The 14,355-nt window shown below is 64.7% G+C and carries 9 protein-coding genes and 1 pseudogene; 6 read left to right on the forward strand and 4 right to left on the reverse strand.

What is annotated here, in order from left to right; all coding sequences use genetic code 11:
• Both N7333_RS21665 and N7333_RS21670 read left to right on the forward strand, forming a co-directional pair.
• A partial coding sequence (locus tag N7333_RS21665; protein WP_279859370.1) for a VWA domain-containing protein occupies positions 1-4,155 on the forward strand: 4,155 nt, incomplete at its 5' end.
• A gap of 122 nt (positions 4,156-4,277) precedes the next feature.
• Positions 4,278-4,619 carry a hypothetical protein gene (locus N7333_RS21670; RefSeq protein ID WP_003243469.1) on the forward strand — a complete coding sequence of 114 codons (342 nt, stop codon included), beginning with the start codon at positions 4,278-4,280 and terminating at the stop codon, positions 4,617-4,619.
• A 55-nt stretch (positions 4,620-4,674) separates the two neighbouring features.
• Here N7333_RS21670 and lapD read toward each other — a convergent pair whose 3' ends face one another.
• From lapD to N7333_RS21690, 4 genes are all read right to left on the reverse strand, one after another.
• Positions 4,675-6,627 (reverse strand): cyclic di-GMP receptor LapD, encoded by a 1,953-nt coding sequence (gene lapD / locus N7333_RS21675; protein WP_279859371.1) that lies wholly within the window; start codon positions 6,625-6,627, stop codon positions 4,675-4,677.
• A gap of 185 nt (positions 6,628-6,812) precedes the next feature.
• Entirely contained in the window at positions 6,813-7,493 is a 681-nt protein-coding gene (gene lapG, locus N7333_RS21680; RefSeq protein ID WP_003243472.1) for a cysteine protease LapG, read from the reverse strand.
• 179 nt (positions 7,494-7,672) lie between these two features.
• Positions 7,673-8,071 (reverse strand): YbaN family protein, encoded by a 399-nt coding sequence (locus N7333_RS21685; protein ID WP_279859372.1) that lies wholly within the window; start codon positions 8,069-8,071, stop codon positions 7,673-7,675.
• Between the two features lie 49 nt (positions 8,072-8,120).
• Positions 8,121-8,708: a YecA family protein gene (locus N7333_RS21690; RefSeq protein WP_003243474.1), complete on the reverse strand. Its 588-nt coding sequence runs from the start codon at positions 8,706-8,708 to the stop codon at positions 8,121-8,123.
• Positions 8,709-8,873: 165 nt separating this feature from the next.
• Between N7333_RS21690 and recQ the strand changes: the two genes are divergently transcribed.
• The 4 genes and pseudogenes from recQ to N7333_RS21710 form a co-directional block, all read left to right on the forward strand.
• Positions 8,874-11,006 carry a DNA helicase RecQ gene (gene recQ / locus N7333_RS21695; protein WP_003243475.1) on the forward strand — a complete coding sequence of 711 codons (2,133 nt, stop codon included), beginning with the start codon at positions 8,874-8,876 and terminating at the stop codon, positions 11,004-11,006.
• 81 nt (positions 11,007-11,087) lie between these two features.
• Positions 11,088-12,248, forward strand: a complete 1,161-nt coding sequence (locus N7333_RS21700) for a GGDEF domain-containing protein (RefSeq protein ID WP_003243477.1) — start codon at positions 11,088-11,090, stop codon at positions 12,246-12,248.
• 146 nt (positions 12,249-12,394) lie between these two features.
• The gene (locus N7333_RS21705; protein WP_003243479.1) at positions 12,395-12,826 is read left to right on the forward strand and encodes a MarR family transcriptional regulator; all 432 of its coding nucleotides are present in this window, start codon (positions 12,395-12,397) and stop codon (positions 12,824-12,826) included.
• 284 nt (positions 12,827-13,110) lie between these two features.
• Positions 13,111-14,355, forward strand: a pseudogene (locus N7333_RS21710) (LysM peptidoglycan-binding domain-containing protein); the annotation flags it as partial.

Genomic DNA, 14,355 nt, shown 5'->3' on the forward strand with positions numbered 1-14,355 from the left:
CTGTTCTCCACCGCAGGCGGGGCGATCACCCTGTATCTGGAAGGAGGCGCCGTAGTGGGCCGCGATGCCAATGGCGGCGACCCGGTTCTGCGCATCGAGCTGGTGCAGGTCAATGGCCAGCCGCAACTGCAGACCACGCTGTACGAGGCGATCCGTCATGACGATAACAGCACTTTCGACGAGTCGGTGGACCTGCTGCTGACCGGGCAGAACAGCCTGGGTCTGCGCTACGAGGTGGTGCGTGTCGATGGCGACGGTGACGAGGTGCGGGCGTCGGCCGATATTTCCCTGGCCAACGCCAATAGCTCGATGTTCAGCTTCGACGACGACGGTCCCGTACTGCTCAGCGAACCGGAGTGCCTGCAGGCTGCCGAGATATCGGGTCTGATCGTCAGTGGCCAGCTGCAGGTCGATTTCGGCTCCGATGGTTTCGGCGCCTTCGATCTGTCAGGCAGTCAGCCGCCGGAGGGCAGTGGGCTAATTTACACCGTGCAGCCCGGAAACGATGGCGGCTCGACGCTGACGGCTACCACCTCCAGCGGTGACGTGTTCTTCATTCTTACGGTCAAGGCAGACGGCAGCTATACCTTCGAACTGGTCAACGCACGGCCGGTGACTACGGTCGAGTACGACTTCCGGCAGATCAGCGCCGGTGGCCCGACCCCGTCGTTCACCCTGACCGGAGCGGACGGTTTCAGCCTGACGATTTCCGGTGCCGATGGTAATGCCAACAACGACCCGGACAACGTCAACCCGTCCAACCAGGGGCTGGGGGTCAACAACAACCTGATCAAGGGCTCCGATGTCGTCACCCTGAAGTTCAGCGAGGAGGTCTATAACGCCACGTTGCTGATCGACAAGTTCCGCGCGCAGAACCTGAACAACGCCGACAAGCTGACCTGGAAAGCCTACGATGCCGACGGCAACCTGCTGGCTCAAGGCACTTACTCGCCGCCGGTCGGCACGGGCGAGAACGAGGTCACCACCTTCAATCTGCTCAGTCACGCCCAGTTCGATGCCGGCTACAGTGCGGCCGATCTGGCCGGCGGGTTCAACGAGCTGCGCTTCGGTGCGGCCAACGGCGATTACCGTATCCTCACCCTGGAAGTCGAGCGCCAGTTCCTGCCGCCGGATCTGCAACTGCAGTTCAAGCTGAGCATGACCGATGGCGATGGCGACCCGCTGCATACCGTGCTCGATGTCTGCTTCGTCGACGCCACTCCGGTGATCTTCCAGGTCGACGAGGACGAACTGGCGGGTGGCAACAGCGACTATGACGGTGTGGGTACCCAGGCTGCCGGCAGCATTGCCAGTCTGCTTTTCGGGGAGTCGCCTTCGGTGAGCTGGAGCGATGACACCAGCAGCCTGCCGAATCTCACCTCAGGTGGTAAGCCGTTGGTCTACGAGGTCGACGGTAATCAGCTGCTGGCCACGGCCGGGGGGGCTTCGATCTTTACCGTGACCCTCAATCCCAACGGCAGCTTCACCTTCCACTTGCAGGGCCCGGTGGATCATCCGCAGGGTGACGGCAACGATGAGGAAATGCTCACCCTGGATCTGACCGGCATGTTGCAGCCGAGCAGTGGCGCCACGTTGCTGGGCGAGTTTAAGATCCTCATCGAGGACGACGTGCCCATCACGGCCAACGACAAGCCCGACTGCATCGTGCAGTCCGCACCGCCGCTGGTGAACCTCACTCTGGTGCTGGACATCTCGCTGAGCATGGCCGGTGACAAGCTGACAGCGCTCAAACAGGCGGTCATCAACCTCGCCCAGGGCTATGCCGGCCTCTCTGCTCCGGTGCACGTCAACCTGATCACCTTCAACTCGGGCGCTGCGGAAATCGGTGACTTCACCTTCAGCTCGGTGGGTGATGCGGGTTACACGGCATTGCTCACGGCGGTCAACGGCCTTACCGCCAGTGGTTTCACCAACTACGAGCAGGCCCTGAGCGTAGCCAAAGCGCAGGTCATCAGCGACATCAGCGCACCGGGCGCCGATCCTGCGCAGCAGCACAAGCTGTACTTCATCTCCGATGGAGAACCCACCGTCGGGGCGCAGGGCGCGACGCTGACCACCTGGATCGCCAACAACTGGACGAACTTCATCGGCAACGTCGATGGCGATGGCGACAGTGCCACCAACAGCTTCACGGCGCACTCCGTGGGCATCAGCTTCACGGGCAGCTTCATGGGGCAGATCGCCAGCGATGGTTCGGTGATCAACAGCACGCCTGCCAGCCTGTCCGCGACCTTGCTGGATCTGGCCGACCTGGGCGGTAGCGTCTCCGGCGACGTGCTGGCCAATGACAGCCTGGGCGCCGATGGCCTCGGACGTATCGAGTCGGTCAGCGTCGATGGTCAGACCTTCAGCCTGAACGATGCCGGCGATGGCATCCTGGTCAGTGGTGTCGGCTCGGTCACCTGGAGCTTCAATGCCATGACGGCCGAGCTGACCCTCAACACCGCGACCGGGACGCTGAAGATCCATCTGGATGGCGACAACGCCGGGCAGTTCGACTTTGCCGCGAAAAGCGGCCTGAGCTTCGGCCCCAGCGGGCAGCTGACGCAGAGCTTCACCTACGTGGTGAGCGACGGCGACGGTGACCGTGCCTCGGCCAACCTGGACATCTGCATCCGCGGTGACCGCTCGGTGCTGGTAGTCGGCAGCAATGCCGATGACGAACAGGGCTCCAACGTGCTCCACCACGTTCCGAGCCAGTTCGATGATGGCAAGGGGGCTATCGAAGGGACCTTCGGCAACGACGTGCTGGTCGGTGACCTGGGCGGCGCGGCCGATCCGGTGGTCAAGCCGGCGGAGAACTACAACATCGCGCTGATCCTCGACCGCTCCGGCAGCATGGCGGACGATCCGGATGGTTCGGGAGGCTATGGCAGCCGGCTGGCGTTGCTCAAGGATGCGGTCAATGCCTTCATCGGCAAGCTGGGCACCCATACCGGGCAGATCAACATCGCGCTGATCTCCTTCTCGTCCAGCGCCAGCCTGTTGCTCAGCGGAACCCTGGCGCAGATCCAGACGGCCCTGGCGGCGCCGAACAACGTGCTGATGGCACTGACCGCGTCGGGAGCCACCAACTACGAAGCAGCGATGCAGCAGGCCAATGCCTGGTTCGGCGGGGTGGAAGTCAACGGCTACAACAACCTGGCCTACTTCCTGACCGATGGTGACCCGACCACCTTCAACGGCGACAACAGCAACAGCGGCAGCACGGTGAACTTCAATGACGTCAACCGGGCTCTGGATGACGCCACGAAACTGATGGAGCGTGCCGAGGTGCACGCCATCGGCATCGGAACGGGCGTCAACAGCAATGTCCTGCGCTTCTTTGACAACACCGATGTGACGGGTCAAGGGTCGCTGTCCTTCGGCGGTGGCAACACCGTCAATGGTGCGGTAGGCGAGCCGCAGATCGTCACCACGCCGAGCCAGCTCTTCGCGGTGCTCGATCCCGGCAGCTCCACCGATGGTGGTTACGCCAGCCTGGGCGACGATCATCTGGTGGCGGGTGTCGGCGACGATTACCTGTTCGGCGACTCGCTCAACACCCTGTGGATAGACGCCAGCAAGGCGCCGGGTTACCAGGTGCTGGTCGATCATCTGACCACCACGCTGGGCGCGACTCCGACCCAGACGCAGATCATGGACTTCATCCGCCTGAACGCCGAGAAGCTGGGCGCCTCGGTGCCGGGCGTCGGTGGTAACGATGTGCTCGAAGGTGGTGCCGGCAACGACTGGCTGTTCGGCCAGGGTGGCGATGACATCCTGATCGGCGGTGCCGGCAACGACGTGCTGTTCGGCGGCAGCGGCAAGGACACCTTCGTCTGGAATGCTGGCGACCGTGGCGGCAACTACCACGATGTGGTGAAGGACTTCGGCCTGGGCGACAAGCTGGATCTGTCCGATCTGCTGGTGGGCGTGAGCGACTCCGGCAACGCCAACGTGCTGGATGACTATCTGAGCTTCAGCTTCACGGCCACCAATACAGTGATCAGCGTTTCCAGCTCCGGCAACGTGGCTGACGCCTCCACCATCGATCAGACCATTACGCTGGAGAACACCCTGCTTGGTGGCGGCATGGGCAATGCCGCCGACATCATCCAGGGCATGTTGGATAACCAGCAACTGGTGGCTTGAGACGATAGCTGCGCACAGGGATGTGCGCGTTGGAGTTTTCACCGAGCCGGCTCTCAACTAGAGTAAGCCCGCTGCCCGTTCGGGGCGGTGGGCTTTTTCATGGGCGTTTGCTGGAGGCACCGATGGTCTATGTACAGCGCGACGCCGCGGGGCGGTTGCTGCGGGTCGAATACGAGCCCTTCGAGGGAATGACGGAGAATCTGGCAGTCGAGAGCGAGGAGCTGCACACCTGGCTGACCGCCAAGGAAGAGGTCAAGGCGCGTCTGGACAGCCTCAAGCAGTCCGACCTGGAGCTGGTTCGCGTACTGGAAGACGTGGTCAGCGTGCTGGTCGAGCGCGGCGTGATCCGTTACACCGACCTGCCCGAAGCCGCGCGGCAGAAGCTCGATCAGCGAGCCATCGCTCGTGCCGAGATCGAGGGCCTCAGCGGTTTGCTTGGCGACGACGAGCACAACCTGGTGTGACCAGGCGCCAGCCCGGATGCACCGGGAGGCGCTGCTTCGTCGTTCAGATGGCTGACTACGCCTCCTGCTGCCAAGGCGCCGGTGCGCCGATCAGACGGCCCATGGCGCCGTGTATGCCCAACTCCGTCAACACCTCGAGTTCCCCTTCGGTTTCCACCATCTCGGCGATCAGCGGCAGATCGATGCTGTTGGTCGCACGGAAGATCGCCTCGATGAACAGCCGCTTGTCGCTCTCCTGGTCGATGGCGCGAATGTAGGTACCGTCGATCTTCAGGTAGGCTAGACCGAGATGGGTCAGGTTGCCGATCAGGCTGAAGCGTCCCCCAAAGTGCTGCAGGCCGAGGCTGTAACCGGCTTCGCGCACGTTCTGGCTCAGCGCTTCGAGCTCCGCGGGCGGCGGCAGGTGGCGCTCGTCCACCTCCAATGTCATCAAGTGTGCGGCTTCCGGATGGTTGCGCAGCATCTCCAGCAGGCGTGCCATGCTTCGTTCGTCGCGCAGGGTGGCAGCTGACAGGCTCAGCGCCAGTGGCTGCGGATGCTGGGCCAGATGGGTGAGGCTGTGCTCGAGCATCGCCAGGTCGAAACGCGCTGCCCATCCCAGACGCTCGATCCAGGGCAGGAAGCGCCCGGCGGCGATGGCTTCGCCCTGCGGGTCGAGCAGGCGTGCCAGCACCTTGTGCTGCAGCAGGCGATCGCGGTTGGCGCATTCGGCCACCGGCTGGAAGTACAGCTGCAGCTTGCCCTGGTTGAGCGCGTCATCGATCCAGCTGCGCCAGTCGTGCAGGCCCTGGTTGTTCTGGGCGGTGAAGTCGTCGAGGCGCTCCCAGCACCTGTCCGCATTGCTCTGCGCCTGGGCCAGGGCCTGATCGGCGCGACCGAGCACGGCGCCGGCGTCCTCGCCGGGGCGAAACGCAGCGATACCGATATGCGCCACCGGATTGCAGTCGCTGGCACCGGTCTGGCGCAGATTGTCCAGCATGTCGCTGAGTTCGCTGGCCAGCCGCTCGGCGTCGTCGCGATTGAGGCCCGGCGCGAGCAGGGTGAATTCGCCGCCGCGGTTGCGCGAGGCGAGCCACTCGCTGCGGCCCGGGCTCTCCAGCAAACGCTTGAGCGCATCGCCCAGTGCGGCGATCAGTGCATCGGTGCGCTGGCCGCCGAGACGCTGGTTGAGGCCGCCGAGGTCGTTGAGGCGCAGCAGCAGCAGGTAGCCGTCGGGATGCTGCTCGCTGACCACCAGCTGGTTGCTCAGGCGGATGTCGAACTGGCGGCGGTTGGCCAGGCCGGTGAGGCTGTCCTGATAAGCCTCCTCGCGCAGCTTCTCGCTGCGCGAGGCTTCTTCGGCGAACAGGGTCTTGAGTTTGTCGACCATCTGATTCATCGCCAGCACCACGCGCTTGAGCTCCGGCGTGCGGGGCACGCGGGGCAGGGTGAGGAACTCGCGGCGGCTGATGGCCTGCGCCTGCTGCACCATGTTGTCCAGTGGGCGCAGCTGGGTGCGCAGCAGCCAGCCACCGAGCACGGCGCTGACCAGACCGCACAGCAGCAGCCAGAACAGGCTGCCGAGGGCGCTGTCCCACAGCTTGGCCAGGGCGAACTGCGGATGGCTGAGCACCTCGACCCTGGCGGCTTGTTCCCAGCCGCGCATGATCAGCGCATCGCCACCCTGGGGCTGCAGATCGACCAGGTCGACGAACCAGCCGGGCACGTTCTCGGGCCTGATCTCGGTGGCGCGCTCGACGATCACGCTGTCGTCGGGAATGCGCACCACGCGGATGCTGGCGAAGTAGCCACTGTCGAAGATCGAGCTGACCATCAGCTCGATCATCGCCGGGTCGTCCACGTGCGGCGTCATCGACAGCCCCAGCGCCGTGGCGGCGTCCTGGGCATGCGAGCGCAACTGGCTGATCAACTGTTCACGCGAGCTCTCCACCCCGGCGATGAAACTGCCGGTGAAGGCCACCACCAGAAACAGGCAGATGGCGAGAAACAGTTGCTTTAGTAGGGACATGGATCTTTCCTCCTAGCAGGCCGTTGAAAAACTACCTGCGTTGGCAATACCGCGTTAAAAACGGCCTCAAAATGCTCATTTACAGCTCGTAAAGTCGAGCGCGACTCCGACCGTTTTTCGGCTGTTTTTGCGGGGCCGCCATCGGTATTGTCTTGCCTGCCTCGCTCACGTTTTTCATCGGCCTTTTAGCCTTCGCCAATGGCGAAGCCCTCCGCACGCATTTTTTTCAGGATGTCCTGCCAGCGGGAGAGCTTCTTGGTATCGCTCTTGCGCGTGTTGGAACCCGCCAGGTAGAGCCCTTCGGCATTGAAGGCGTACACCGGCAGCAGGTCCTTGCGTTGCGAGGCAGGGCGAATGTCGTTGATCAGGTTGTCCAGCACCAGTGGCTCGGCGGTGGGGCTGGCGTAGTAGGTCAGCACCATGTGTGCCTGGTTGTAGTTGAGTGCCTTGACGTAGGTGATGCGCAGCTTCTCGCTGGGAATGCCGAGGCGACGCAGGGTGAAGTACTTGGCGATGGAGTAGTCCTCGCAATCGCCGGCGCCCTTGACCAGCATTTCCACGGGGGTGGCCCAGTAGTCGTTCTCGCGCCAGAGCTGAATGTCGTCGACGAAGCGGATGGTACGGTTGAAGAAGCGATTGACCTCGTTGAGCTTGTCCGCCTCGCTCAGGCTGGCGCTGCTCTTGATCAGGTCTTGCCAGTCGAGAATGCGCTTGCGTGCCGGCCCGAGGTTGCCGTAACGGTTTTCCGCGTTCTTCACGATCAGGGCGAAGTCCCAATCGGCTGCTGCCAGCGCGGCCAGCAGCCCGCCGCCGATCCACAGGATCAGCAGCCGCAACCGCCATCCCTGAACGCGCAGCCGTCGCATGGGGTCGTCGTCTCCAGGCTCGATTGGCAGAGTCTAGGCGAGGTGTCGGCTTTTTGCCGGCCGCTTCGCCAGCGCCCGAAAGCGGTGTCAAAAGGTTGTCGATGAAGTGATCAAACCGCAGCCCGGATGCCATCCGGGGGAATACCACTGGGGGTCTGGACCCGGCTTACGCAGCGAATTCAGGAATTGGGCAGGGTCTTCTGCTTGAGGATGTACAGGCTGACCAGCACGGCGCTGCTGAGCATGAATACCCGCGCCCAGACCAGGGGCACCAGATAGCAGGAGAAGCTGATGCTGGCCCACATCAGCACCAGGGCGTAGACCTTGCCCTTGAGCGGAATGCCCTGGCCCTCCAGATAGTCGCGAATCCACGGCCCCAGCCTGGGATGGGTGACCAGCCAGATGTAGAAACGCCGCGAACTGCGCACGAAGCAGGCCGCGGCCAGGAGCAGGAAAGGCGTGGTAGGCAGTACCGGAAGGAAGATGCCGATCACCCCCAGCGCTACGCTCAGCCAGCCGATGGCCAGCAGCAGATAGCGAACGCTGCGGTGACGGCTTTCTTGGATTTCGCGCGGCATGGGCGGATCGTGAGGGCAGCGGCAGGGCGCCAGACCCTGCCGCGTACGATCAGTGCTGGCGGGGCTTGAGCAGCGCAGGCTTCTCTTCCGGTGCCTGGCACAGCAGGAAGAGGGCGGTGAGCAACTCGGGAATCTGATCGATCATGCTGTCGACCAGATCGCGGTCACGGGCGATCTCGGCGAACTCGGGCTGCTCGTCGAACAGGCCGGAGCCGACCATGATCGGCAGCAGCAGCTCGCTGACCTCGTCCTCGGCGTCCTCGAACCACACGGCTTCACGCAGGAACACGCCTTCCATGAAGCCGATGCACCAGCCGCGCAGATCGGAGTCGTCCGGATCCTCGCCCAGGTCCAGCTCGCAGGGCAGTTCGGGTTCCTCTTCACCGGCCAGCTGGCGGGCAATGTGCGCCTTGAGGTGGACCAGGGTGTTCTCGATCTCCTCGCGCTCGGCTTCGCTGCGGTAGTGCGGCGGCTCGGCGAACAGGGCGTCGATCCATTCGCGCTCGGGTACCTGGTCCGGGCAGATCGCCAGGGCGGTGAGGTAGCCGTGGGCGGCCACGTAGTCCAATGCCTCTTCGTGCAGCTCGTCGGCATCGAGGAAGGCTTGCAGGCGTGACAATTGCTCGGCGAAGGACATCGTGGGGCTACCTTGAAGGAGTAAACGAGGCTGGATTCTAGTCCACAGGCGCCCCAGCGGCCATAGCGGCAGGGCCGGGCGGCGTTAAAACTGCGGCTTCGGACGGGCAGGTGCCTGTTGAGCGCCATCGTGCGGCATAATGCGCGGCTCGATTCGGAGGCCTTCATGCTCGACCACGCCCTGCGCATTCTCAAAGACGTTTTCGGCTATGACGCCTTTCGCGGCAACCAGGCCGCGATCATCGAGCGCGTGGCCGCGGGCGGCGATGCCCTGGTACTGATGCCCACCGGTGGTGGCAAGTCGCTGTGCTATCAGGTCCCGGCATTGATGCGCGAGGGGCTGGCGGTGGTGGTTTCACCCCTGATCGCGCTGATGGACGATCAGGTGGCGACGCTCGAGGAACTGGGGGTGGCGGCGGTGGCGCTGAATTCCACCCTGAGCGCGGATGAGCAGCGCGAGATCGCCGAGCGCATTCGCCGTGGGCAGATCAAGATGCTCTACCTGGCTCCCGAGCGCCTGGTGCAGCCGCGCATGCTGAGTTTCCTGCAGGGCCTGGACATCGCCCTGTTCGCCATCGACGAGGCGCACTGCGTGTCGCAGTGGGGGCACGATTTCCGCCCCGAGTATCTGCAGCTCGGTCAGCTTGCCGAGCTGTTCCCGCAGGTGCCGCGCCTTGCCCTGACCGCCACGGCGGACAAGCGCACCCGCGAGGAGATCGTCCAGCGCCTGCACCTGGACAACGCCGAGCGCTTCCTGTCGAGCTTCGACCGGCCCAACATCTTCTACCGCATCCAGCCCAAGGATCAGCCGCGCAAGCAGCTGCTCGGCTTTCTCGCCGCGCGCAAGGGCGATGCGGGCATCGTCTACTGCCTGTCGCGCAAGAAGGTCGAGGAGGTCGCCGACTTTCTCAGCAGCCAGGGCTTCCCGGCGCTGCCGTATCACGCCGGCCTGCCCAACGAGCTGCGCGCCTATCACCAGAAGCGCTTTCTCAACGAGGAAGGGCTGATCATGGTGGCGACCATCGCCTTCGGCATGGGCATCGACAAGCCCAACGTGCGCTTCGTCTGCCACCTGGATCTGCCCAAGTCGCTGGAGGCCTACTACCAGGAAACCGGCCGCGCCGGGCGTGACGGTTTGCCCGCCGATGCCTGGATGGCGTACGGCCTGCAGGACGTAATTTTCCTCAAGCAGATGCTGGCCAACTCCGAGGGCGACGAGCGCCACAAGCGCATCGAACAGCACAAGCTCGACGCCATGCTCGCCCTGTGCGAGGAAACCCGCTGCCGTCGCCAGGCGCTGCTGGCCTATTTCGACGAGGAACTGCCGCAGCCCTGCGGGCATTGCGACAACTGCATCGATGGCGTCGAGACCTGGGACGCCACCGAGCCGGCGCGTCAGGCGCTGTCGGCCATCTACCGCAGTGGCCAGCGCTATGGCGTCGGCCATCTGGTGGACATCCTGCTCGGTCGCGACAACGAGAAGATCCGCGCCGCCGGGCACCAGCACCTGGCCGTGTTCGGTATCGGCAAGGGTTTTTCCGAGGTCGAGTGGCGCACCCTGTTCCGCCAGCTGGTCGCTCGCGGCCTGGCCGACGTCGACCTGGACGGCTTCGGCGGTCTGCGCCTGAGCGAGACCTGCCGGCCGCTGCTGCGCGGCGAGGTCGGTCTGCAGCTGCGCCGCGAACCCAAGCCCGCGCAGGCAGCCAAGGCCTCCAGCAGCGCCGCCAGTCAGCTGGTGCGCGGCCACGAGCGGGACATGTGGGAAGCGCTGCGCAGCCTGCGGCGCAAGCTGGCCGAGGAGCACAGCGTGCCGCCTTACGTGATCTTCCCCGATGCCACGCTGCTGGAAATGCTGCGCAGCCAGCCCGGTTCGCTGAGCGAGATGGCCGAGGTCAGCGGCGTCGGCGCGCGCAAGCTGGAACGTTACGGCCAGGCCTTCCTGGAGGTGCTCAACGGCAGCGCCGCTGACGAGGCGCCGGCTCCGGTGGCCGATCTGCGCCACGAACTGGTCAGCCTGGCGCGCGCCGGCATGACCCCGGCGCAGATCGCCGGTCAGCTGAACTGCTCCGAAAAGAACGTCTACAGCCTGCTGGCCGAGGCGATTTCCGCGCAGCAGCTGAGCCTGGAACAGGCGCTGGACCTACCGGAAGACCTGCTGGGCGAGATTCAGGAGAGCTTTCTCGACGGCGAGGGCGAGCTGCCTGCGGTAGGAGAGATCGCTCCGCTATTCGCCGGCCGCGTCGACGAAGCGGTGCTCTACTGCGTGCGCGCGGCGCTGCAGGCCGAGTTCGAGCTGTGAGTCGGCGTGCCGGAATGGTGCTGGCGGCACGGCGATGACGCAGCTAAGGTGTGGGGCAGGCCGCCACTGAACGAGGTAACGGTGCGCACTTATCACGCCTGGCTAGATGACGTTCGCCCCAGCCCCTATGCCGACCAGCTCAGCCTGGGGTTCCGCTGGTTGCGCTTCTCCCGTGTACTGGAGCGCGAATACCGCACCCATTTGCTGGACGAGAGCTTCGAGCTCAAGCGCATCGCGCTCAGCACGGCGATGGTCATCTGGCTGGCCCTCGCCGCACTGGACCTGATGCTGGTGCAGCCGCCCCATCTGGGGTGGATTCTGGCCGTGCGTGTGCTGGTGCTGGTCATTCTGGTGGGCTGTGGCGGCCTGATCCTGCAGCGCCGGCACATCCGCCTGCTCTTGCCGCTGAGCATGGCCTGCATCCTCGCCCTGGGCATTGGGGCTGCGGTGATCGTCGGCATCGCCCATGACGCCGACCCCAGCTATCCGTACGAGGGGCTGCTGCTGGTGAGCATGGCCGCCTATTTCCTCGTCGGCCTGCGCCTGAGCGAGGCGCTCGGCTGTGCCCTGGCGGTACTGCTGGCCTACATCGGCGCCGAGTGGCTTGCCGGCCTGCCGCTACCGCGGTTGATCAACAATGTGCTGTTCCTGTTGTTCGGCAACCTGATCGGGGCAGTGGGCTGCTACCTGCTCGAATACAAGTCGCGCGAGTACTTTCTCATCAGCCGGCTGATGCGCCTGCTGGCCGACCGCGACAGCCTCACCGGCCTGCACAACCGGCGCAGCTTCAACCGCCAGTTCGAGCGTCTGTGGCGCCAGGCGCAGCGCGATGGGCAGTCGCTGGCCCTGCTGCTCTGCGACATCGACCACTTCAAGGCTTACAACGATCACTATGGCCATCAGGCCGGTGACACCGCGCTGCAGCGGGTGGGGGCGCTGATCGAGCAGGCCGCCCGGCGCCCGCTGGACATGGGGGTGCGCCTGGGCGGCGAGGAGTTTGCCCTGTTGTTGTTCGATATCGGTCCCGACGAGGCCAGGCAGCGCGCCGAGGCGTTGCGTCAGGCACTGGAGGCGGCCGGGATTCCGCACCAGAGTTCCGACAGCGCGGCGGTGCTGACCATGTCCATCGGCGTCGCCTGCCTCAGCCCCGGCACCGAGGGCGAGTTGAGCCAGATCTACGAGCAGGCGGACCGCGCCCTGTACGAGGCCAAGGCGTTCGGGCGCAACCAGGTGGCGGCCTGACGCCAGCGCGTTCGTGAGCGGGACGTATCGGGGCGTCTTGGTCGCATCCTGAAACGCTCGGCCACAATCTGGGCTTGCTCTATGCAAAGGGTTATGGCTAGCTACCTAATAATTAGTTTTTGACCTTTGTATGAGTCCGCTTGCCCATGTCTTACCCCGATCAACACCGCTTCGCCATGCAAGTCGCCCAACTTTCCCGTGCCTGGCGCTCCGAACTCGACCGGCGCCTGGTCGGCCTCGGCCTGTCCCAGGCGCGCTGGCTGGTGCTGCTGCACCTGGCGCGATTCACCGAGATGCCGACCCAGCGCGAATTGGCGCAGAGCGTGGGGGTCGAAGGGCCTACCCTGGCGCGGTTGCTCGACAGTCTCGAGACTCAGGGGCTGGTGACGCGCGTCGCCGTGCCTGAGGACCGCCGGGCCAAGAAGATCGCCCTACAGCCCAAAGCGCAGCCGCTGATCGAGAAGATCGAGGCGATCTCCACCCAGCTGCGTCAGGAGGTGTTCGCCGGCATCGACGAGGAAGATCTGCGGCGCTGCCAGCAGGTACACGCCCGGGTGCTGGGCAATCTGCTGAAGTAACTTCACCGTAGTGATGTCAATTTTTCGGCCGGTTCTCGGTCGTTCGTCTTTTTTCGTCCAAATTTTGACTGTCAAGCCTTGATGGCATTATGACTTCATCGGCAAACTAGCGACCAGTCCGCTACTTTGTGAATTAGTAGCCATAATGCAATACGAGCCGGCCCCGACAGGGACTTCGTCACCGCGCTCGGCCCTTTGTTCAGGGCGCCAGCCTCCCGGCCATGGGATGCTCATACAGGAAGTTGAGGAGGCGGCGTTCGAGCCTGGAAAACCCTGGAGGTCACATGGCTCGGGTGCGTCAGTTGATGTTGGGTTTGGCGTCGGGTTCTGCGCTCTATTCGGGCATGGCGCCGGCGCTCGGGTTGGGTGAGATCACCCTGCATTCGGCGTTGAATCAGCCTTTCGAAGCCGAAATCGAGTTGCTTGAGGTTGGCGATCTCGGCGCGCAGGATCTGCGCGTGGGGCTGGCTCCAGCCGATGTCTTCAGTCGCTCGGGTGTCGAGCGCTTCTATTTTCTTAATGACTTGCGTTTCACGCCGTTGCTGCGCGGCACGCGCAGCGTGATCCGGGTGGTTTCCAGTCGTCCGGTACGTGAGCCCTATCTGAATTTCATCGTCGAAGTGGCGCGCCCGGGTGGTCAGCTGCTGCGCGAGTACACCGTGCTGCTCGATCCGCCGGGCTCGTCTGCCTACACCGCCGTGGCGGCCTCCAACGCAGCGGCGCCCTCGCAGTCAAGCAGTGCTGCAGCGCCGGCTGCTGCCCCGATCAGAAGCGTCGCTGCCCCCAGCGCCGCGCAAGGGCATCGCCATCAGGTGGTTCGTGGCGACAGCCTGTGGTCGATTGCGGCTCGACTCCGCGAGCAGGGCAGTACGCTGTCGCAGCAGGCGCTGATGGAGGGCATCCTCGCCCTCAATCCGAGCGCCTTCGCAGGAGGCGATCCCAGCCGCCTGCAGGCCGGCGCACAGCTGTTGCTGCCCGATGCCGCCCGTGCGAGCGCAGCAGCCCCGGTTGCCGCCCAAGCCCCTGCCGCGGCGGAGCCGGTGGTCGAGCCTGCAAATGCACCGCTGGCGGCGCAGGAGTCGGCTCCAGAGCAGACGGAAAGCCTGCAGCAGTTGCTCGAGAGACAGCGCCAGGTCGATCTGGAGCTGGCCAACCAGGCCGCCGAGAACCTGCAGCTGCAGCAGGGCCTGGCGCAACTGCAACTGCAACTGCAGCAACTGCAGGAGCAACTGGTGCAGAAGGACGCGCAACTGGCCGAGCTGACGCAGCAGAGCAGCGCCGCCGCAGCGCCTGCGCAACCGCCTGCTGTCGTCACCGAACCCGTTTCGCAGCCCGCGGCCGCCGAGCGTAGCGGATTCTCCCTGTTGCTGGCCGGGGGCGCGGCGTTGTTGCTGTTGTTGCTCGGCGCCATGCTCTGGGCCGCGCGCCGACGCGACAAGGCCGGGCCGGTGGTACAGGTGCAGCCCAAGGCGCAGCGACAGGCCCCGGCACCCCAGGCGCGGGCCGCGGCCGTTGCGACGCCTGAGCCG

This window comes from Pseudomonas sp. GD04158, assembly GCF_029834875.1.
GTDB lineage: Bacteria > Pseudomonadota > Gammaproteobacteria > Pseudomonadales > Pseudomonadaceae > Aquipseudomonas > Aquipseudomonas hydrolytica.